Raw genomic sequence first — 19,025 nt, forward strand, 5'->3', positions numbered from 1 at the left:
GCAAGCGGCGGATTTCCTTTCGCAGATGAAGGCTTATTGTAACACCGCAAACAAGAAATGTGCGAAGCGGGGCGCCTGCGCACCGGCGCATGCGCGAACCGGAGGGACAAATGGCGGATCTTCTGCTGGGTCAGGTGCTCAGTTTCCGGGATGACCCGTTTGAGATGGGCGAAGCGGCGGCGCAGCATATCGAACAGGGCGCGGTGCTGGTCGAGGGTGGGCTGATCCGTGCCATCGGCGAAGCGGCCGCGCTGCGGGCGGCCCATCCGGGCGCGCGGCTCCATGATTACGGGCGCGACCTGATCTCGGCCGGGTTCATCGATGCCCATGTGCATTATCCCCAGACGGCGATCATTGCCTCCTGGGGCAAGCGGCTGATCGACTGGCTGAACCTCTATACTTTCCCAGAGGAGATGCGCTTTGCCGATCCCGCCTATGCGGAAGAGATCGCCGGGCGCTATCTCGATCTGGTGCTGGCAAGGGGGACGACGAGTATCTGTTCCTATGCGACGATTCACCCCGCCTCGGTCGATGCGATTTTCGGCGCGGCAAAAGCGCGCGGAATGCGGGTCTGGGCCGGCAAGACCTGCATGGACCGCAACGCCCCCGAGGGCCTGCGCGACACCGCGCAATCCGCCTATGATGACAGCCGCGCGCTTTTGCAGAAATGGCATGGGATCGACCGTCTCTCCTATGTGATCACGCCGCGTTTCTCGCCCACCTCGACGCCCGAACAACTGGCGGTGCTTGGCGCCCTTTGGCGTGAGAACCCGTCCTGCCTGATGCAGACGCATCTGTCGGAACAGACCGACGAGATCGCCTGGGTGAAAGAGCTGTTCCCGCAATCGCGCGACTATCTCGACACTTATGAGGCCCAGGGCCTCTTGCGAGAAGGCGCGGTCTACGGCCATGCGATCTGGCTGACCGGGCGCGAGAAGGCGCGACTGACCGAGGCCGGTGCCAGCCTCGTCCATTGCCCGACCTCGAACACCTTCATCGGATCGGGCCTGTTCGACATGGGCCTTGCGCGCAGCCTGCGGGTGGGTCTGGCCACCGATACCGGCGGCGGCTCGTCCTTCTCGATGCTGCGCACCATGGCCGCCGCCTATGAGATCGCCCAGCTGCGCGGCGAGGCCCTGCACCCGGCGCAACTCTGGTGGCTTGCCACCACCGGCTCCGCCCGCGCATTGCATGCCGAGAGGCAGATCGGCAATATCGCCCCCGGCATGGAGGCCGATCTGGTGGTGATCAACCTCGCCTCCACCCCGGCAATCGCCCAGGCCAGCACCCGCGCCGAAACCCTCTGGCAAGCCCTGTTCCCGACCATAATGATGGGCGACGACCGTGCGATCCGGGATGTCTGGCTCGGGGGAAGGCGGTATTCGTAGCGGTGTGTCGGCAGCAGTTGCCAAAAAAAGGAGAAGACGGCGCAACCGCAAGGAATAGCGTGCGCAAGGGCGTCAAGTGAAATCGGACAGCCTGCCCAGAACTGTTCCAAAATATGGGCAATCGCAGCCCGATCATAGATCCCTGCACTCCCGCCAACCGGCGCAATCCCCTCGTCTTCCAGCACAGCCGTCAGTTCATCCCAGGCAAGGCCAGCCCTGACACCGAGATTGCGAAAACTGATATAGTTCTCCAGAAAGACTTTCCTGTCCCCCGTTGAAAGCCGTGACTGGGCACCGCCCCTTGGCCCCTTGACCCTGCGATGCGGCAAATCATTCCTACGACAGAACGTTGAGAGTTCAGTCGTGCGAAGTCCCAGACCCACCGCAAAGGCCTCCATCGAAATCGCCTCATCCTCCTGGGCGAGATGGCAACGGTTGACCAGCACGGAAGCGAAACCTGTCTTCGGAACATATTTCTCGGTCCTCACCCGCAGAGAGCCCAGGAAAGTAGCGTATATGGAGCGCCCAGCAATCGCCACTCCCAGGAACCGTAAGCAGCGGAAGCAGCGGAAGCAGTCGGTTAGTGTCGCGGCATCGATCCGCCCGCAAACACACCTGCGCTCGCGTCACAAATCTGCTTTTAAAGCAAGCAGCAAATGGTTAGTGTTGCGCCGAGATCAGGGAAATGGGAATTATAGTGTCTCAACCAGACGCGCGTCGTGCAAAAAAAGACCTTGGTGCGTTCTATACTCATCAAGCGCTGTCAGACTTAATTTGCAAATGGGTGATCCAATCACCCGACGAGAGCGTGCTCGAGCCGAGTTTCGGAGGCTGCGGATTCATAAGATCAGTCAGGGACAGGCTCAGCGCAATAAGAGAAAATGCGTCTCTGAGTAAACTATACGGCTGCGACATAGATCAAAGCGCATTTGCACACCTATCTGAGATATTTGAACAACCCGTGGATCTCTGCCGATTCCATGATGGCGACTTCCTAGCACAGGACTTTCCACAATCTTGGCCAAGAGAATTCGACGTTGTGGTAGGTAACCCCCCCTATCTGGCATATCAAAAGCTAGACGTACAACGTAGAGAGGATGTCCTTTCTCAACTTAAAACTTCAGGCCTCAATCTTGACCGTCGCGCAAGCCTTTGGGCTTACTTTGTCGCCCTTAGTGTTCTTTACACGGCTAAAGGGGGGCGAAATGCATGGGTTCTGCCTAGTAGCTTTCTATACGCAAACTACTCCAAAGCGCTGCGAGTATTTCTTTCGCAAAGCTTTACTAGATGTTGCGCATTCGAACTGAAGGAACGTCAGTTCCTCCTAGAGGGTACTGAGGAGAAGTCCATTGTACTTTTGTGCGAAGATAGAAAATCTCTTGCGAATGATAGCCGCACCATCGATATCCCATTGGTCCGGTGCGATGGTGTCAAGGATGTTGACATAGCTATCAAGAGCTGGAGCCTTCGCCTGCCAAGAAGATCTGCACATTGCGGATCTTCAGTTTTTGATAGCCTCTCCGTAGGGCAACAAAGGATCTTCCAGCGCATTGAATCAAATCATAATGCGCGGTCGCTTGGCGACTATCTGTCCGTCAGAATCGGTCTTGTTACAGGTAATAATCGCTTCTTTCTCTTGAATGAAGAAGGCAGGCTAAAAGCAGCTCTGCGCAAAGACGAACTGTGTGAAGTTCTCCCGAGATTTCAATTCGCCTCGGGAGTAAGTTTCTCCACCGACGACCACGACGCGCTTATTTCTGGTGGAGGTAAGGGCTACTTGGTAAGTGTTTCCGATAGTACTGCGAGTTCATCGGAGATGAAGAATTATCTGGAGATGTACCCCGACGAAGATATCGCCGCATGCTCAACGTTTAAGAAAAGAGCAATCTGGAGCAATGTCGAGGACGGCTCACCTCCAGATGCGTTCCTTCCGGTCATGCAGCACCATGGGCCGCGTTTAGTGCTCAATCTCAGTGGCGTCAATTGCACGAATTCGGTATACAGAGCATATTTTAAAGATAACCAGACTTTAGCAGAACGGAAGCTTCTGTCACTTTCACTTCTCTCAACATTTTCTCAGGTTTCTTCGGAAATGTGCGGGCGGTCGTATGGATCCGGCGCCTTGAAGCACGAGCCTCGGGAGGCAGAGAGGATCAAGGTATTGATGCCGCGAATTGGCCAGAGAGCAGTAAATTTGGCATTCTCGCAGGTAGACCGAATTTTAAGAGGCGGTAACTTGGTGGAGGCGCGACAGTATGTCGACAGAATACTTCTGAAAGCACTCGGGGGAGTTGACGTCGGTTCGACGGCAGCAATATTGGATTCGAGTCTACAAAAAATGAAAGCCCACCGCCACAGATAGTCGAAAGCCCACCAGTTAATTAGAAGCTGTATCCGTGAGGCCCCTAGGATAGTTATATGGTAAAGCTTTCCAGAGCTTTCCTCTGGCCACAACGAGGATGACAGTGGCGGATCGCTCACTCATTTCAGCGAATGATTGATTACTATAGGTCCCCTGACATGCGAAGCAATATCTAAATCCAGTGGTCATTCCAGCAGCTTCGAAGAAACGTTAAGTCCCTTCCCTTTGCAGGGTCACTGAAATACTGCTGCATTCGCAACATTAGAGGATTGAAGCAAAGGCCTTCACTAGTTTTTACATGTTTCAGAATTGTGCGATCTTCGCGCAATATTTCTTTCCATCTGTCTTCAAAAAAGTTTGCCGCCACGATCTCAAGCAAGAGTACCGTATCAAGGGGGAAGGCCGCCCATCGAGGAACCTTAAATGAAGCATCTAGGCTTCTATCCTCATGGTGGTGCCCACCATACTGCATGTGCAACCTTGGACCAGGCTGACCAATGTTTCCCACGTCGAAGTGCCATCTCGGGCATTCCCTATCCCGATCCTTGTACTCTAAGACAAGAACCGTCACCCAATCTTGGTAGGGAAACTCTTCCTGCGTCCTCACACAAATCTTCTCCACCATAATCAGTGGATGAAAACTACTTCCATCACGCCGATCTTTGCACTCATTGAACTTTATGGGCTCGCCTTTAGATATACTATACTGCCATGCTGGGCTTGTTTTCGCTTGCCTTAGCTGGGCAACGGCAGGTGCAACAGCGTTGCAACTCTCCCCATCTAGAATCCCTGCCTCAACATACTTCCATACCGATGACTCAATCGCTGAGGCCATGTCACGACCGTGAATTATCGGCATTATCGCGCAATCCTTCCGGCAACGACATCCGCAGCGATTTCCAAATCACTTTGATCTATAGCGAGGTGCGGACTTCTGTCCAATTCTCCTCGAACATAGCAGTCAAAGCATACTCTCTTTTTTTCGGCATAAGGCAGAAGATATTTATCATACAGAGAGAGTGAGTTTCTCCTCTCTGAAGGAGATCCGCATACGGTGCACGCAAATGCAAATAGCTCATCAGAGCTATTACTCCATTTCGAGACAGCGGGCTTTAGATCCAAGCCAAGGGCCTTTGAAATTACTTTAGCTCGGTCTGCGCCTTTTATGGACGTCAAAGGCGATCCGATTTCTCGATCCGCCCATGCTTCGAGCCTATGTCTCCACAAACGCGTCCATCCATCGCTGAACACCCCAGAGTAACCCATCCCCAAAGCGACTAGCTTCTCCACCGCAGCTGAAACTTGATTAGGCTCGTTCTCAATCCCTAATCTAGCTGAGATGTCGCGAGGCGAAAGCAGCGGTCCAGGTCGTTCGATGAGTTGCCTCAAGACTAATCGCGCAACAACATGTGTCACTGAGTCCGCGTTTAGAACATCGATTGCAAACCCGTGCAGTGGCATTGTTTCAAATTCATCCACGCTCAAAGCAAGTAAGGAGGCCGCACCACCCTGCCCGAGCAGACAAGCAGCTATATCCTTGTAACCTTTCGCTAAACCTCGCATCTGTCGGTGGCATTCGGCACGATAACCGCGATCACTCAAGCGTCCCTTCATATACTTCTGGTCAAAAAGATCGTGAGATGTCTTATCTATACTGAAGATCCGCTTGATATTCTCTTCGGTGGAGACCAGAATAATAGGAAAATCCAATTCTGGGCGTTCCAAGAGTGACTCTCTCAAAATTTGCGCGAGTGCACCTGCTTTATAGTTGTTCTCCTCAAGATTCTCGTCGTCTAGCCTAAAGTCGAGCGCGACAATACAAGGAGCCTTCTCCAGCAGGGCGTCACGTAACTTCATAGGCTCAACTGGTTCAAACTGATCGTCGATCATCATTCCATGCTGGCTGAGGAGCCGCGAAATCCTTGTCCTGTCTTCAGCATTATCATCTATAAAGAATCCAAGCATTCTAACTCAACTTCTTAAAGGTTACTTCTATTCTTGTGCAATATCCGCTTGAAGCATGACTGCACACTCTCGCCTCGCCCCCATACGCAGATGCGATATCGCTGACAATTTTCAATCCAAGGCCAGTCCCAATGCCTGAGATACTATCGCCATCAGCCTCGGTGGTGGTGAAGAAGGCATCGAATATTCTTGCTCCAACCTTCGGATCGATCCCAGCTCCATTATCCTCGAACGACAACACGATAAAGCCACTAATTTCACGAGCTTGCACCTTAATTCTAGGAATAATCCCGCGACACTTTTCCATAGCCTTGACTGAATTGGTAAGAAAATTGAAGAGAATTGAATCGATCTCAGAGGCATGCATTTGGGGAGTTCTGAGGTCGAGCGGGACAACATCCACATCAAACTCAATGTGCCGTTTTTGAAGATAGGATTGAAATTGCGCGAAGAATCTTCTCACCGCCGCATCAATATGGACCTCAGTTAGCTGTCTCGAGCGCGTTTTAGAGACGAGACTTTCGACATAACTTCCTAAGTCAAACATTCGATCAGTAGCAGACTTGAGTGATAGGATATCCTTCTCGATTTGGCCCCGCTCCAATTCATCGCTCAGAAGCTCAGCATCAAGTTCCGCAATAGCCAAGCTATTATCTACGGCGTTGGTCGCACTTTTAATCTCATGGCCGAACAAACTAATCGATATCCCAAGCGATGCCAGAATCCTGAGCATATTCTCGTACTCTATAGAAGTCTCGAGCTTCTCGTCCACTTGGTTCTCGAAATCCTTTTGTCTTTTGTAGAGGTCTTCAAGGAAGGTTTCGGGCACGGCGGACTCTTTTATGTCACCGCTGGATTCGTCCTGACCCTCTACCGAACGCTTCCCACCGCGTTCGCTTTCCAGCATCTCAAGGATGACCTCGGATGGTCTTCTAGTATATCTCGGTTCGAAACCTTGCTGCGACGCAGTTTCCTTCCGCTTACGGGAAGATGCTATTCTCAATGCGGCCCATTCCACACACCTTCGACTGAACACTCTCAGATCTTCGAAGGCTTCATTTTCTACGAAGCCCTCACGCGAACTTGTTTCTTCCAGAAGTGGATTGTCTTCTCCAACTTCCACATGTCCGAAAAAGTTAAAATTATTCGCCGGAACAAGGAGATTCCTACGTGCGGAATCGTATGAAAGCGTTAGCCAGTCGTCATAAGGCTCACCATAAGGCAATACGCGGAAGCCGTTGCGGTAGACACGTATGCCACCGTACTTATGCCCCATCTCGTGGGCCATTTTGACTGAGATCCCTGACATATACTGCGAGAGATAGATAAAGTATGAGGTCTCGAGTTCTACAGGGCCGACAAGAAGATACTTGTTTTCCGAATGATGCGTTTCATCTATTCCAAGCTTCTCTGACACCACTCGAAAAGTCGCATTTCCATTCTGATCGATCGTTCCATAAATTTTAGCAATCGCGCTAGTAAGAAAGCTCTCTTCTATATTGAGGTTAATTCTGTGCTGCCTGCTGGAAACGCCGTTGATGAGAACATTGAAGTCACCCGACACCCGTTCATTTGCCTTATGCTGAAACGGAGGCTGCAAGAAGAGGACCGACTTCCAAACACGGGAAATCGCCGTTTCTGTCCATCTATCTCGCAAATCATAAATCTTGAGCGTGGTGCCGGACTGATTCAGATCCTTATCGAAAACCTCCACCTCATGCCAGACTTGGCTTAAATTCACACCTGCCCGAAAGTCCTCATCCCAATGAAAAAGGACACGATGGCCTTGCACTTTACCCGATTGTGATGTTTCGAGTGTCAGTGACTTCCCTAGGCGCTGAACAGCGAACCTTCCAATGCCTTTCTTTCCCGCTCGTCGTCTCCCATAGATTTTTGACAGCGGGTTATCACCTTTGTCGTTTGTAGAGAGGCGCATCCACGACTTCCGGATCGTTTCGATATCCATTCCGAGCCCGTCATCGGAAATGATTAGCTGCCCTCCGGGCTGGTCGAAATCCAAAAACTGGATACTGACTTCTTTCGCGTCGGCATCGTATGCGTTCTTCACCAGTTCCGAGAGTGCGGTTTCCTGCTTTCCGACGAGCTCAAGTCCTAGGCGGTTAATGTGCTGGGCATCGACGGTAAATCGCACAGATCCCTCTGTAGCGTCCAGAAGAGCGTCCGCCAATTCGCCGATCCGCTTAGGGTCAGGCATATCCTTGTTTAGTTCAGCGGACAGCGCCCGTTGGATCTCATTGGATTGTGTCAAGGCAAATCCCCATTTTGACCCAAAATATGCGGATCCCACTTAGTTTTCAATGGCCAACTCAGCGAACACGTGAGGCCTTTCTTGCTACGTACGAGGCTCGTTAAACGGTTGACTGGCTCAGTCGACGTGTGAACTGTTGTCGCTCTACAGCGCCGTAAATTTCTTATGCTGCGCTGTCCCATCCAGAGTGTTCAGAACACCTGTAATGCTATGTTGAGACCTTTCAGAGAGGGAATGGAGACAGCCGATGATCGTCTCTAATTGGACCTAGCCCTCCGCTAGCGGATACTGCCCGCCATGTAGCCTTAGGCGGAATACAATGACCTTGCCTGCTGCAGTATCCTTGGACAACGTGTTAAGTTATCGTGGCGTGAACTGCATCATGTGCCGAACGTCCGCTTCCAGTTACGCCGCCACACCGCATCGTCGGGGCTCGACCTGCTGGTAAGGGCCGTGCATCGCCTGCCGGGAGCGGCGGGACCGTTGATGGCGCCGAACCGGCCAGTTACTGTGCCGCAACATGTTGCTCGGAGCTCAATCAGCGACACGCGCGCGCGGTGCAGCATGAAACGCTGGGCCTGCGGGAAGAGCCTCCCTCATAGGGAGGGCCCTTTGGGTCAGATTTGCATGAGTTCCGCGATCACGACGACGTCTTCCAATTCAGCGTCAAGACGTTGAGCCGAACGCTCCGTCTTGGCATGATCTTACGACAAGTGACTGGCGTGCAGGCTGCCTGCAAATCATTTCTAGGCACAGGAAATAATCCCGAGACGGAACCATTTAGATAGGGCTCGCCACTAACGTTTTTTCCAGAACTGGATCGCCGGACCTTCAAAATCCGCGAGCGCTTGAGCGACATTCACGCCGCCTAGGATTTCGGTACTTGATGCCAGGGGATGGAAGCGCGGGGCTGTTGTTGTCCAGTTGCCTTCCGCGTCGCAATGGTGATGCGCGGCCCCAGGTATGAGGTGTTCCGCAAGCGGCATGACGGCGCGCGGGTTATGATAGACGTTGAGGCCTTCTACCCAGCTCTCATGGTACCCTTTGGCGTTCACAATCGCCTTGAAGAGCAGCGGGTTCGTCGCTTCGGGGTCGGGGTCTACGACAGTGCCAGTGCGCGTCATCAAAACGTCGCCCGCGTCGAACCCGGCCAGAATCCCCATTCGATTGAATTTTGAGATCGTGCCCGCTGTGGTGGAGATAACGGCGCTGACATGTTCCGAGTCCGGAATGTCAAAGAAGCCAGATGGCACCACCTTCTCCCCCCAACGGTGCTCAATGATCTTTACGGGCTTTGCTACGACTTTTCCTTGCTCGTCGCGCGCCTCCTCAAAGGAGAACCCGTAGAGATATCGCGCGAGTGCGGATCGGGTATGGATCATGGAGCCGGGCGATGAAAAATCCGCGATTGCAAACACCAGCGGTACACCAGCGATCTGCTCCTTCTCCCAGTATTTCTTCCCTAGCTTGCTGAACAATGGGCTGCCGAACTTGATCGGCATATACTCCCGCAGATACGCTTCCATCTGTTCCTCGGTCTCAACGGGCGGTGGCGGAACGATATCAGCGCCTCGCCGGGTCGGTCCAACCGTCACCGCTTCGATGGCGATGGAGCCGAACAAGCTTTTGCCGATGAAGTCGGGCACAGCGTGCGTCGATTCCAAGGAAAACCCGAGTTCTATGAGCGTCGCAAAAAGGTAAAGTTCCCAAATCCGCTGGTCGAAAGCGGTGGACTGGAACTGTTCTACGAAGTTTCCATCGAGATCTTCGTGCCACCGCATCATGGGTTCGATTATACCTCGGGCAGGAAAGAACCCAATTTCGGAAGCGACCTGCTGAAAGTCTGGGTGCAAAACTTCTGTTGGGTGTACCGGAGTGAAGAAATCGACCGGCTCACCCTTTTCATCTCCTTGGCGATGAAACTCGTCCGGCTCATCGTGCAAATTGGTCATCAGTTCCGCCAATGCGTCGTGCGCGAGTTCCGGGCTCTCGAGGAAATCGGTCATAGAAGTCCACCGGAAGCGCAGTTTCGCGTCGCGGCCAAAGGCCATTCCTGCGAAGTCACGGTCTGTCCGGTCCCTGACGAGCAGGCCGAGAATGCTCCCATCCTCTGCCTCGTAGTAAGCCAGTTCCTCACCAGTCAGCGCCGCCCTCGGGTGCCGGGCATAGCCGGCAATTGCGTTGAAGCGGATTTCAGAAATTTCTCTCAAAGCAAATCCTTTAGCGCTGCCATTGATACTCCCGCAACGTGTCAGATCGAATGGGGGGTTGCCAATGTCGGCTTTGGACCGGCCTTCTGGTCGCAGTAGAGGGCTTCGCCTCAACTGAGTAGGTCCGTTCCCGCGCCATCGGAGAGCTGCCCGAGGTAACGTGGGCAGCGGCATTGCGCCTGCAACGAACAGCTGGAAGGTCGGCATCGCAGACGCTCCGAATCTCGAATTGCTGCGCCCCGTTTCCAACGGTCGGTTCGGGGAATGCTGCCGCGCAGCATCGGCGAGGCTCGACCGGCAGCTATGGGCCGCGTCATGCTCCAGCCTAGCCTGTCGTAGGAGCAGGTCAGGATGAAGGCACCTAGCCTGCGGGTCGCTGTGCCGCAGCATGTTTCTCGGACCTTGCAGCGACTGTTCGGCATCAGCGAGAGCGTGCGCGCCTGCCCAGCCCAAAGCGCTCATGGACCAACGGATACTCCCGTCGAGCGATATCGCTCCAGAAGACTTGCCGACAACACCCGACATCGGCCTAGCAGACTTTCATTCATATCTGACTGTGTCATCCCACCGAATCTCTTCCCTGTATTGTTCATGGGCTCTGCGTATCTGACTTCCTTTGGCCATCTCTAAAAACGGCAGCCACTCACCAAGGACAACGTCCTCCTTGAATACATTATTGTGGCTTAATAGTGCGCTTTGGATCTGTTGAAAGCGCTGATGCTCCATTGAAAACCCGGTGCAGCCGGCATCGCCGAACAGCGGGTCTTTTGCGAGCATCGGCACCCCACCATTGGGCAGAAACTTCACCCACTCGTCATTAGTAGAAATTGTATTTAGAATGCGTCCGACCACCGCATTGTCCAATAGAGGTTTCCAATTATAGTTCTTATTGAGGATCGATCCGCAAAGGATCACGGCGTCGAATTTCTCCGTAATATCGTTTGCCTCCGTCAGATATCGCCCAATTACGTAGGTGCCGAACGAATGCGCGATGACTGAAATGGGCCCAGTGTACTGACGCCGAACCTCGATCAGCCAATCCCGGAAGCCTTCGACGACACCGGCCTTCTCCGCCTCAGATCTTAGGATTGAGACTTCGCGGTAACCATAGATGTATGGCGCGATAGCCCAACCTGACGCGCTCGCCGACAGGCAAAGGTGTGGAAGCCAGCCTTCGGCATGCGTACGAATTCCGTGGATGGGTATGATAACGCCCTTGGGCCTCTGCTGTTGGGACCAGCGTCGCCCCAGATAAGAGACTTTCACTATCTCGAGGTCAGGTGACGATTCCTTAGGACGGTAAAATGTTTGAACAGTTGAGTGCAGCTTTATCTGGACAAGCCCATGTGGCACTTGGGAACGCGTGGTGGCCAGCAGTTCAAGATAGGCAGCCACGATAGTGTCCTGATCCTCCGCCAAAAGTTGTACATCGAGCGTGACGCCGTTGACATCGTAGCGCTCGTTGGACTTGGGAATCTGATCGGAACGCGCAAATAGGATTACGATGTCGATGTCGGATGGAAACTCTTTGCTGGATATGAATGAACCTCCTACGACTATTGATCTTGCCCCAGCATCTTCCGCCCATTCCACAATGTCTGAAAAGGGCTTGTAAAAGTCGCTGCGTGCCGCCTCTTCGTAGCGTCCGATCTTTCGTTTGCTGTCGCTGCAAAATGTCTGCAAAAATTCGTCTAGCGATATCACATGTGTACCGGGCACCAGCAGACCCTCATCAAACGTCAATCCCTTATTTGACAACAGTTCCCTCCTTAAATCCTCAAATTGCTTTATGTCATCGAATCATGAAGAGACAACAGCTGGGAGTTAGATAAACCTACCGTGTAAGTACTCGACGTGGATTGTGCTGCGCTTTCGCGTTTGATCAAGACTCGATGAGCTTCACGGGTACGACCTAGAACGGACTCCTTCGAGGCAGTCCACTTGAGACGATCATACTCGCCCGAGCTTTGCTACGGCAAGTGTCGAACGGCGGCTTTGCGGAACACGGCGTGGCAGCATCCCGTCCGGCTCACCGGCAGCTATGGGCCGTTTCTGTCTCTGCGGGCGAGCGATCTGTGATCAGAAACACCTTCGTGGACGTTTATGAGCGCCCCAATGGAAATCACAGGGGTGTGCCAAATGATACCCAAACGATACCCCAAGCAGTATGCCGGAGATACTGGCGCAGCCTAAAACTGCATAAAAATCTTTTGTTATCATGTAGATATAGTGGTGCCCGGAGACGGATTTGAACCGCCGACACGCGGATTTTCAATCCGCTGCTCTACCAACTGAGCTATCCGGGCAACCTTTGGTGGCGGGGTGATACCTAAGGCATCCGACGCTGTCCAGAGGGAAAACGAATTAGTTTTCCGAAGCGCGAAATCCCTGGTGCAGAACGAAGTTTTGCCTGTCTTCGCTCGCGCAGCCGGCACGACGCGATCAGCCAGACACCGCCCGCGAATGCGTCAGTTCGGGCGGTCGGGGTGATCTTCGGGGCCGCTATCCGCCTCATCGGGCAGCGAATCCTCCTCAGAGCCACCGATGCGGTAGCCATCCCCCAGCCAGCGCGCCAGATCGACATCGGCGCAGCGTTTGGAACAGAACGGACGCCAGGCGGCTTCGGGCTTGCGGCCGCAGATCGGGCAGCTCATGGCCAGAGCGCGCTCAGCGCGAGGCGGTCGCGGCGGCGGGTCAGCTCGAAAAGGCCCAGTCCGCTCCAACCCGCAAGCGTGGTTTCGCCGCCGGATTTGAAGGCGGCGCGGATCACCTGGTCAAGGATATTGCGGTCGCGTTTCGGCATCGGCGCGAAGTCGATCACCACCTGGCCGCCAAGCCCGCGCAGCCGCAGCTGGCGCGGCAGTTCACGCGCGGCGGCGATATTGATCTTCAGCGCGGCGGCGGGCGAGGTATCGGGGCCGGTATTCACATCCACTGCCACCAGGGCGCGGGTCGGCTCGATCCAGAGATGGCCGCCCCCCTGCAGATCAACGCGCGCCCCGGTCAGCTGGTCCAGCTGATCGGCCACGCCGAGATCCGCGAAACTGCCCTGCTCCTCGATCACCTCATCGGGGGCGGGATCGCCCCAGTCGCGCCAGGCCAGTTCATGCGCGCCGGGCGCATCGACCAGAAGCTCCGGCCCGCCGGTCAGATCGGCCAGCACCGCCTCGGTCAGACCGCGCAGGCCGGCAATGTCTTCGGCAATCTCGTCAGGCGCCGCACCGTCACAGACCGAGCGCAGGATCAGGCCCAGATCGGGCGCCGCCCCCGCCATCGCCCCGGCCGCCAGCGCCTCAAGCGCGGCGCGCCGATCCTCGTCGCGGATGCGGCGCGAGACATTCAGCCCCGGCGCGCCGGGGGTCAGAATCGCATGGCGGGATTTGAACAGCACGCGGGTGGAGACCGGCAACGCCTTGCCGGGTTCAGCCGGGCCGGTGACCTGGACGATCAGCCGCTGGCCGGGCGCAATCCCCGAGACCTGGCGCAGAAAGCCGCTTCCCCCATCGGGGAGCTTGACGAACAAACCGCCCTGCCCCTTGACCGGACGGTCGGCAATGGCGCGGCAGATCGCGCCGGGCGCCAGCGCGACATTGCCGGCGTCGATCGCGATCTCTTCCAGCAGGCCATCGACCATAAGCGCCGCAGCCTCGCGGCCCTCGATCATATCAAGAAGGACGACACGGCCTTTCATTCGCGACTCCAGACCGGGTAACCGGCGCTTTGCAGAAGGGCGGCGGTCTCAGTGACGGGCAAGCCGACGATGCCGCTGAAACTGCCGGAAATCCAAGGGAAAAACGCACCGGCGCGGCCATGGATGCCATAAGCGCCGGCCTTGCCCTCCCATTCGCCGCTATCGAGATAGGCGTTCAGCTCGGCATCCGAGAGACGCTTCATCTTCACCGCGCTGACCACTTCGCGCGCCCAGACCCGCGCACCCCGGCGCACGGCGACGGCGGTGATCACCTCATGGCGGCGCCCGCCCAGCAGCGTGAGAAAGGCCGCAGCCTCTGCCGCATCCGCCGGTTTTCCAAGAATACGCCGCCCAAGCGCCACCGTCGTATCGGCCGAGATCACGATATCATCGGGATCCGCCGTGATGGCGAGGTTCTTTTCGCGCGCGACGCGGGCACAATAGGGGCGCGGCAATTCGCCCTTTCGCGGATCCTCATCAATATCGGGCGAGAGGATCAGGTCGGGGATGATCCCGATCTGCGCCAGAAGATCCTTCCGGCGGGGCGAGGACGAACCGAGGATCAGTCGCAAGGCGGATGCTTACTTAAAGCGGTAGTTGATGCGGCCTTTCGACAGGTCATAGGGGGTCATTTCCACCTGCACCTTGTCGCCTGCCAGAACACGGATGCGGTTTTTGCGCATCTTGCCTGCCATCGTTGCGATCAGTTCATGGCCATTATCGAGTTCGACCTTGAATGTCGCATTGGGCAAGAGTTCCTTCACGACACCGGGGAATTCGAGAATGTCTTCCTTGGCCATGTTCACTCCGAATGGGAAAGGGCCCGCGGGAAACGCAGGCCTTCTGGGCTGGGCATATGCGCCTTACCGCCCGGTTTTACAAGCCCGGTTTTACAAACCCGGTTCCGCAAGGGGCATCGGAGGGCTTCTGCGGGGCCTGACCTGGCTCTGCACTGCATTCCCGCAGGTGGCGCGATGCGGGCAGCCGCCCCCGGTCCTGCCCCGGCCCTGCTCTGGCCCTGCTCTGACCGTCCAGGGCCGGGTTGCCGGGACAGAATGCGCAGCCCTGTCCCTCGATGCGGCGCCCCCATCGGGCCAAGCGGCGGCATCGGGCGCGGCGGCAGGCGCCCCCAAAAGGTTTCGCGAAAGGCCACGCCCCGGAACGTTGACTCGCGCGCGGGCTGCGCTCATAGCACCTGCGTCACCAGAGGAAGGCAGGCGCCATGTCGATTGATCTCTCCCGCGTGCTGAACGAGGCCCGCATCCCCGAGCTGCCCTCGCCCTATTTCGGCAAGGTGCGCGACTGCTATGATCTGCCGGCCACGGCGGAATTTCCGGACGGTCGGCGGATCCTGATCTCGTCGGACCGGATCTCGGCCTTTGACCGCATTCTTGCCGCGATCCCGTGGAAGGGCCAGGTCCTGACCCAGGTGGCGCGCTGGTGGTTCGACCGCACTGCGGATATCTGCCCCAATCATGTCACCGCCTATCCCGACCCCAATGTGGTGATCGGCCGTCGCGTCACCATCCTGCCGGTCGAGGTCGTGGTGCGTGGCTATCTGGCCGGCACCACCTCCACCTCGGTGCTGACGCAATACAAGGCCGGCCTGCGCGAGATGTATGGCCACCGCCTGCCCGACGGGCTGAGGGATAACGAAGCCCTGCCCCATGCCATCATCACCCCCACCTCGAAAGCCTTTGACGGCGGCCATGACGAGCCGCTGACGGCATCCGATATCGTCTCACAGGGGTTGCTGACCAAAGCCCAATGGGAGGAAGTGTCGGACAAGGCGCTGAAACTCTTTGCTTTCGGCCAGAAACTCGCGGCAGAGCGCGGGCTGATCCTGGTCGATACCAAATATGAATTCGGGCTGGACGATCAGGGCCGCATCCTGCTGGCCGACGAGATCCATACCCCGGATTCCAGCCGTTACTGGATCGCGGATGGCTATGCCGCGGCGCTGGAGACCGGCAGCCGGCCGCCCTCTTTCGACAAGGATGTGATCCGGGCCTGGGTGGCGGCGCGCTGCGACCCCTATAAGGATCCGGTGCCGGACATCCCGGAAGAGATGATCGCAAAGACCTCCGCCGTCTATATCGCGGCCTATGAGCGCATCACCGGCGAGACCTTCCGCCCCGACAGCTCGGGCGAGACGCCGCTGGAGCGGGTAAGGGCAAATCTGGCACCCTATTTCACCGCCTGACAGCGGGATACTGTTTGCGCTAACAAAGGGCGGAAAAATCGGGAGGCTGCGATGATTCTCTGCTGTGGTGAGGCGCTGATCGACATGCTGCCGAGGGTCTCGACGGCGGGCGAGCCCTGTTTCGCGCCCTATGCCGGCGGCGCGGTGTTCAACACCGCCATCGCGCTCGGACGGCTGGGCACGCCGGTCGGGTTCTTCTCGGGCGTCTCGACCGATATGCTGGGCGAGATCCTTGCCGATACGCTGGCGGCGTCAAATGTCGATACCGGCCTGCTGGCGCGGTCTGCGCGGCCGACCACGGTGGCTTTTGTCAAGCTGACCAATGGCCAGGCAAGCTATGCCTTTTACGATGAGGCCACGGCTGGCCGGATGCTGGCGCCCGGTGATCTGCCGGTGCTGCCCGATACGGTAGAGGCGCTGTTTTTCGGCGGCATCTCGCTGGTCAATGACCCGGCAGCCTCAAGCTATGAGGCGCTGCTTGCCCGCGAATCCGGGCGGCGGCTGATTATGATCGACCCGAATATCCGCCCGGGCTTCATCGCCGGTAACGAGGACGCCTACCGCGCCCGCATCACCCGGATGATCGCACAAAGCGATATCGTGAAGCTCTCGGATGAGGATCTGCACTGGCTGGAGGGCCGGGGTGACACCGCCGCGCTGGCCGCCGGCCTGCTGGCAAAGGGGCCGGCGCTGGTGCTGATCACTGAAGGCGCGGAGGGCGCCCGCGCCTTTGCGCATGGGACCAGCCGCCACCGCCCGGCGGGGCGGGTCGATGTGGTCGATACGGTCGGCGCCGGCGATACGTTCAATGCGGGCTTCCTTGCCGGTCTCGCCCGCCAGGGCGCGCTGAGCCGGGCCGGCCTTGCGGCGCTGAGCGGCAGCGAGATTGACGCCTGCCTTGACCTTGGCATCCGCGCCGCCGGCGTCACCGTCTCGCGCGCGGGTGCCAACCCGCCCTGGGTGCATGAGCTGGAACCCGCATCGTGAGGGCCGTCCTGCAACGCATCACCCGGGCCGAGGTCGCGGTCGGGGGCGAGGTGGTCGGGCGCTCGGGCCCTGGTCTGATGATCCTCGTCTGCGCGATGCAAGGGGATGATGAGGCAGTGGTCGCGAAGACCGCCGCCAAGATCGCGAAGATGCGGATCTTCCGCGATGACCAGGACAAGATGAACCTCTCGGTCAGGGATATCGGCGGCACGGCGCTGGTCATCAGCCAGTTCAAACTTGCTACCACATTAAATTAACCACTAACACATTGATTTTACTTACCACCCGGCCCCTGCCCCATCAGCCGCAACAGCAGTTCTTTCGGGTTCATCCGGACAAGCGCCATCGTCAGCCCGTCCAGCGTGAGCGCCAGCAGGAAGATCATGCCTATCAGCAGGTCTGGGGGCAGGCCGAACCACAGCAGAGCCGCAGGCCCAAGCAGCACGGCCCCAACCACAGACACAAAAAGCGTGATCAATAAATCAGTGGCAAGGCACAAACGCTCTTTCCTGATCCGACTGACTTTCCGATTTCTTACTGCCAGTAGCCCCCCGGCAACCGCGACAACCCAATGGCTTAACTCAATACCAAAAAACAAATAATCAGCCATAGGCGAAACTCCTGATAAAAAAGACGCCCAATGCGGAAGGGGATACGCACTGGACGCCTAACTCTAAATAGCGTTTCAGAGAGTTTTGTTTATGGAAATAGAGTTTGATCCACCAGCCCAATGAAGCCTCTTGCATACGGATTGCGCAGATGCACGGGTAATACATCGGTCGTGGCGGCAGACCACAGAAGCCGCCTGGTATAACTTTGTGCTGAGTTAATCCTAACCCCCGTGGGATGAAGAAGTTTAGTCGATGCATCCGGAACCTGCCTCAATGCAGCACTGCCATCAAAAAAGAAAAATGGAGTATACCCGCTCGGATTGTTGATGACATTTGTTCCATTGATGTTTCCCGTTACTCTCAACACTTTTGAATCAGAATGGAATGCAATATTTCCCGCCGCATCATAAGCAACCAATCCATGCCCAGATTCAGCATTATCGTTTGGCTTGATCGGTCTCGCCACCGCCATCGTTATTGTTGGCTGATCAGAACGGAACTGAGCCGCGTGTTGATAGTGAACATCCCGCGCGAAAATACTTCCACCATAAGCGCATGTCACGCCGATGAACATATCAGGTTCCAGAACGAAACCCGGCGGATAACCAACGGAATAAAGATAATGAAACGTGCCATCAGCCCGCCAAATTTCTACATTTGGTTCTCCATATGCCTGCCCTGTTTGAGTCATATCCCAGAAATCGAAGGCTCGCCAAGCTGTAACCCGGTCATACCAACTAACACTAAAAATGTTGGTGATTGCCAATACTCTATCTTCTGATGACGCTGCAATCACCCCATCAGAATTAAAAATTTGAAATCCGTAACTCATGCTGAAACACCCCGGAAGAAATAGACATAGAAATTTGAGGAATGAACCCTTCCGCCAAATGCAGCATCCCGAATCCAGACAAAGGATTTTGTTGTGTTATTCCAGGCAACCGCCTGTTCAAAAACACTATCACCAATCACAAGATGCCAGAACCCAACATCCGAATTGAATTCTGGAATAGTTGCCGATCCCGTTTCAGTCTGGCAATGCAATATTTTTACAATACCATAGGTGTTGAGCGTGTCAGAACTCATCTGGCCAGTTGAAGTCATAACCTGAACGCCGTAAGACATCTTGATCAGCCTCCCGTTTCGAAATTGATTTCAATTTCTTCCGGCTGATATTCAGCATCAGGCGAAACCGGATCATCAATAACAGGCTCAACAATCCGGGTTTCATCTTCAACCACTTGTTCAACGTAATGAGGCAGAATCGAAATCCGATTGGCAATAAGGATGTTATCTCTGCAATCTGAGCAAAAGCAGATCGGCATTTGCTTTTGAACCT

General features: G+C 55.9%; 17 protein-coding genes, 1 tRNA gene and 1 pseudogene. 5 read left to right on the plus strand and 14 right to left on the minus strand.

What is annotated here, in order from left to right:
- Positions 1-110: 110 nt before the first annotated feature.
- A complete protein-coding gene (gene guaD / locus DRF71_RS19455; protein ID WP_112312693.1) occupies positions 111-1,388 on the plus strand; it encodes a guanine deaminase in 1,278 nt (425 codons plus the stop codon).
- A gap of 697 nt (positions 1,389-2,085) precedes the next feature.
- Positions 2,086-3,750, plus strand: a complete 1,665-nt coding sequence (locus tag DRF71_RS19460; RefSeq protein ID WP_157971175.1) for an N-6 DNA methylase — start codon at positions 2,086-2,088, stop codon at positions 3,748-3,750.
- 172 nt (positions 3,751-3,922) lie between these two features.
- Here DRF71_RS19460 and DRF71_RS19465 read toward each other — a convergent pair whose 3' ends face one another.
- From DRF71_RS19465 to infA, 10 genes are all read right to left on the minus strand, one after another.
- Positions 3,923-4,609, minus strand: coding sequence for a hypothetical protein (locus DRF71_RS19465; protein WP_157971176.1), 687 nt, complete (start codon positions 4,607-4,609; stop codon positions 3,923-3,925).
- Positions 4,609-5,715, minus strand: a complete 1,107-nt coding sequence (locus DRF71_RS19470) for a hypothetical protein (RefSeq protein WP_112312236.1) — start codon at positions 5,713-5,715, stop codon at positions 4,609-4,611. Before DRF71_RS19470 ends, DRF71_RS19465 begins: the two co-directional genes overlap by 1 nt.
- A 1-nt stretch (position 5,716) precedes the next feature.
- Positions 5,717-7,984, minus strand: a complete 2,268-nt coding sequence (locus DRF71_RS19475) for a sensor histidine kinase (RefSeq protein ID WP_112312237.1) — start codon at positions 7,982-7,984, stop codon at positions 5,717-5,719.
- Positions 7,985-8,781: 797 nt separating this feature from the next.
- Complete coding sequence (locus DRF71_RS19480; protein WP_112312238.1) at positions 8,782-10,194, minus strand: hypothetical protein; 1,413 nt, start codon at positions 10,192-10,194, stop codon at positions 8,782-8,784.
- 540 nt (positions 10,195-10,734) lie between these two features.
- A complete protein-coding gene (locus tag DRF71_RS19485; protein ID WP_157971177.1) occupies positions 10,735-11,952 on the minus strand; it encodes an alpha/beta hydrolase in 1,218 nt (405 codons plus the stop codon).
- Positions 11,953-12,424: 472 nt separating this feature from the next.
- Positions 12,425-12,500 (minus strand) — tRNA-Phe (locus tag DRF71_RS19490).
- A 162-nt stretch (positions 12,501-12,662) separates the two neighbouring features.
- The gene (locus DRF71_RS19495; RefSeq protein ID WP_112312240.1) at positions 12,663-12,848 is read right to left on the minus strand and encodes a DNA gyrase inhibitor YacG; all 186 of its coding nucleotides are present in this window, start codon (positions 12,846-12,848) and stop codon (positions 12,663-12,665) included.
- Positions 12,845-13,885 carry a ribonuclease E/G gene (locus tag DRF71_RS19500; protein ID WP_112312241.1) on the minus strand — a complete coding sequence of 347 codons (1,041 nt, stop codon included), beginning with the start codon at positions 13,883-13,885 and terminating at the stop codon, positions 12,845-12,847. Before DRF71_RS19500 ends, DRF71_RS19495 begins: the two co-directional genes overlap by 4 nt.
- Entirely contained in the window at positions 13,882-14,457 is a 576-nt protein-coding gene (locus tag DRF71_RS19505) for a Maf family protein (protein ID WP_112312242.1), read from the minus strand. Before DRF71_RS19505 ends, DRF71_RS19500 begins: the two co-directional genes overlap by 4 nt.
- A 9-nt stretch (positions 14,458-14,466) precedes the next feature.
- A complete protein-coding gene (gene infA, locus DRF71_RS19510; RefSeq protein ID WP_045389309.1) occupies positions 14,467-14,685 on the minus strand; it encodes a translation initiation factor IF-1 in 219 nt (72 codons plus the stop codon).
- Between the two features lie 422 nt (positions 14,686-15,107).
- Between infA and DRF71_RS19515 the strand changes: the two genes are divergently transcribed.
- From DRF71_RS19515 to DRF71_RS19525, 3 genes and pseudogenes are all read left to right on the plus strand, one after another.
- Positions 15,108-16,088 (plus strand): phosphoribosylaminoimidazolesuccinocarboxamide synthase, encoded by a 981-nt coding sequence (locus DRF71_RS19515; protein WP_112312243.1) that lies wholly within the window; start codon positions 15,108-15,110, stop codon positions 16,086-16,088.
- Between the two features lie 51 nt (positions 16,089-16,139).
- Complete coding sequence (locus DRF71_RS19520) at positions 16,140-17,075, plus strand: carbohydrate kinase family protein (RefSeq protein ID WP_112312244.1); 936 nt, start codon at positions 16,140-16,142, stop codon at positions 17,073-17,075.
- Positions 17,072-17,317 (plus strand): annotated as a pseudogene (locus tag DRF71_RS19525) (D-aminoacyl-tRNA deacylase); the annotation flags it as partial. The gene DRF71_RS19520 and the pseudogene DRF71_RS19525, both read left to right, overlap by 4 nt.
- 32 nt (positions 17,318-17,349) lie before the next feature.
- Here DRF71_RS19525 and DRF71_RS27555 read toward each other — a convergent pair.
- The 4 genes from DRF71_RS27555 to DRF71_RS19535 form a co-directional block, all read right to left on the minus strand.
- The gene (locus DRF71_RS27555; protein WP_157971178.1) at positions 17,350-17,685 is read right to left on the minus strand and encodes a hypothetical protein; all 336 of its coding nucleotides are present in this window, start codon (positions 17,683-17,685) and stop codon (positions 17,350-17,352) included.
- A gap of 89 nt (positions 17,686-17,774) precedes the next feature.
- Positions 17,775-18,518, minus strand: coding sequence for a hypothetical protein (locus DRF71_RS27560; protein WP_157971179.1), 744 nt, complete (start codon positions 18,516-18,518; stop codon positions 17,775-17,777).
- Positions 18,515-18,811 carry a hypothetical protein gene (locus tag DRF71_RS27565; protein WP_157971180.1) on the minus strand — a complete coding sequence of 99 codons (297 nt, stop codon included), beginning with the start codon at positions 18,809-18,811 and terminating at the stop codon, positions 18,515-18,517. Before DRF71_RS27565 ends, DRF71_RS27560 begins: the two co-directional genes overlap by 4 nt.
- A 5-nt stretch (positions 18,812-18,816) precedes the next feature.
- Positions 18,817-19,025 (minus strand): hypothetical protein (locus tag DRF71_RS19535; RefSeq protein WP_198672288.1); only part of this gene is annotated, 209 nt, incomplete at its 5' end.

The organism is Pseudogemmobacter bohemicus, assembly GCF_003290025.1.
Classification (GTDB): Bacteria; Pseudomonadota; Alphaproteobacteria; order Rhodobacterales; family Rhodobacteraceae; genus Pseudogemmobacter; species Pseudogemmobacter bohemicus.

What these genes read in the sequence shown, in the direction of transcription:
- guaD (WP_112312693.1), top strand. Translation starts at nt 111, where the DNA reads ATGGCGGATCTTCTGCTGGGTCAGGTGCTCAGTTTCCGGGATGACCCG.
- DRF71_RS19465 (WP_157971176.1), bottom strand. Translation starts at nt 4,609, where the DNA reads ATGCCGATAATTCACGGTCGTGACATGGCCTCAGCGATTGAGTCATCG.
- DRF71_RS19470 (WP_112312236.1), bottom strand. Translation starts at nt 5,715, where the DNA reads ATGCTTGGATTCTTTATAGATGATAATGCTGAAGACAGGACAAGGATT.
- DRF71_RS19495 (WP_112312240.1), bottom strand. Translation starts at nt 12,848, where the DNA reads ATGAGCTGCCCGATCTGCGGCCGCAAGCCCGAAGCCGCCTGGCGTCCG.
- DRF71_RS19500 (WP_112312241.1), bottom strand. Translation starts at nt 13,885, where the DNA reads ATGAAAGGCCGTGTCGTCCTTCTTGATATGATCGAGGGCCGCGAGGCT.
- infA (WP_045389309.1), bottom strand. Translation starts at nt 14,685, where the DNA reads ATGGCCAAGGAAGACATTCTCGAATTCCCCGGTGTCGTGAAGGAACTC.
- DRF71_RS19515 (WP_112312243.1), top strand. Translation starts at nt 15,108, where the DNA reads ATGTCGATTGATCTCTCCCGCGTGCTGAACGAGGCCCGCATCCCCGAG.
- DRF71_RS19520 (WP_112312244.1), top strand. Translation starts at nt 16,140, where the DNA reads ATGATTCTCTGCTGTGGTGAGGCGCTGATCGACATGCTGCCGAGGGTC.
- DRF71_RS27555 (WP_157971178.1), bottom strand. Translation starts at nt 17,685, where the DNA reads ATGGCTGATTATTTGTTTTTTGGTATTGAGTTAAGCCATTGGGTTGTC.
- DRF71_RS27560 (WP_157971179.1), bottom strand. Translation starts at nt 18,518, where the DNA reads ATGAGTTACGGATTTCAAATTTTTAATTCTGATGGGGTGATTGCAGCG.
- DRF71_RS27565 (WP_157971180.1), bottom strand. Translation starts at nt 18,811, where the DNA reads ATGTCTTACGGCGTTCAGGTTATGACTTCAACTGGCCAGATGAGTTCT.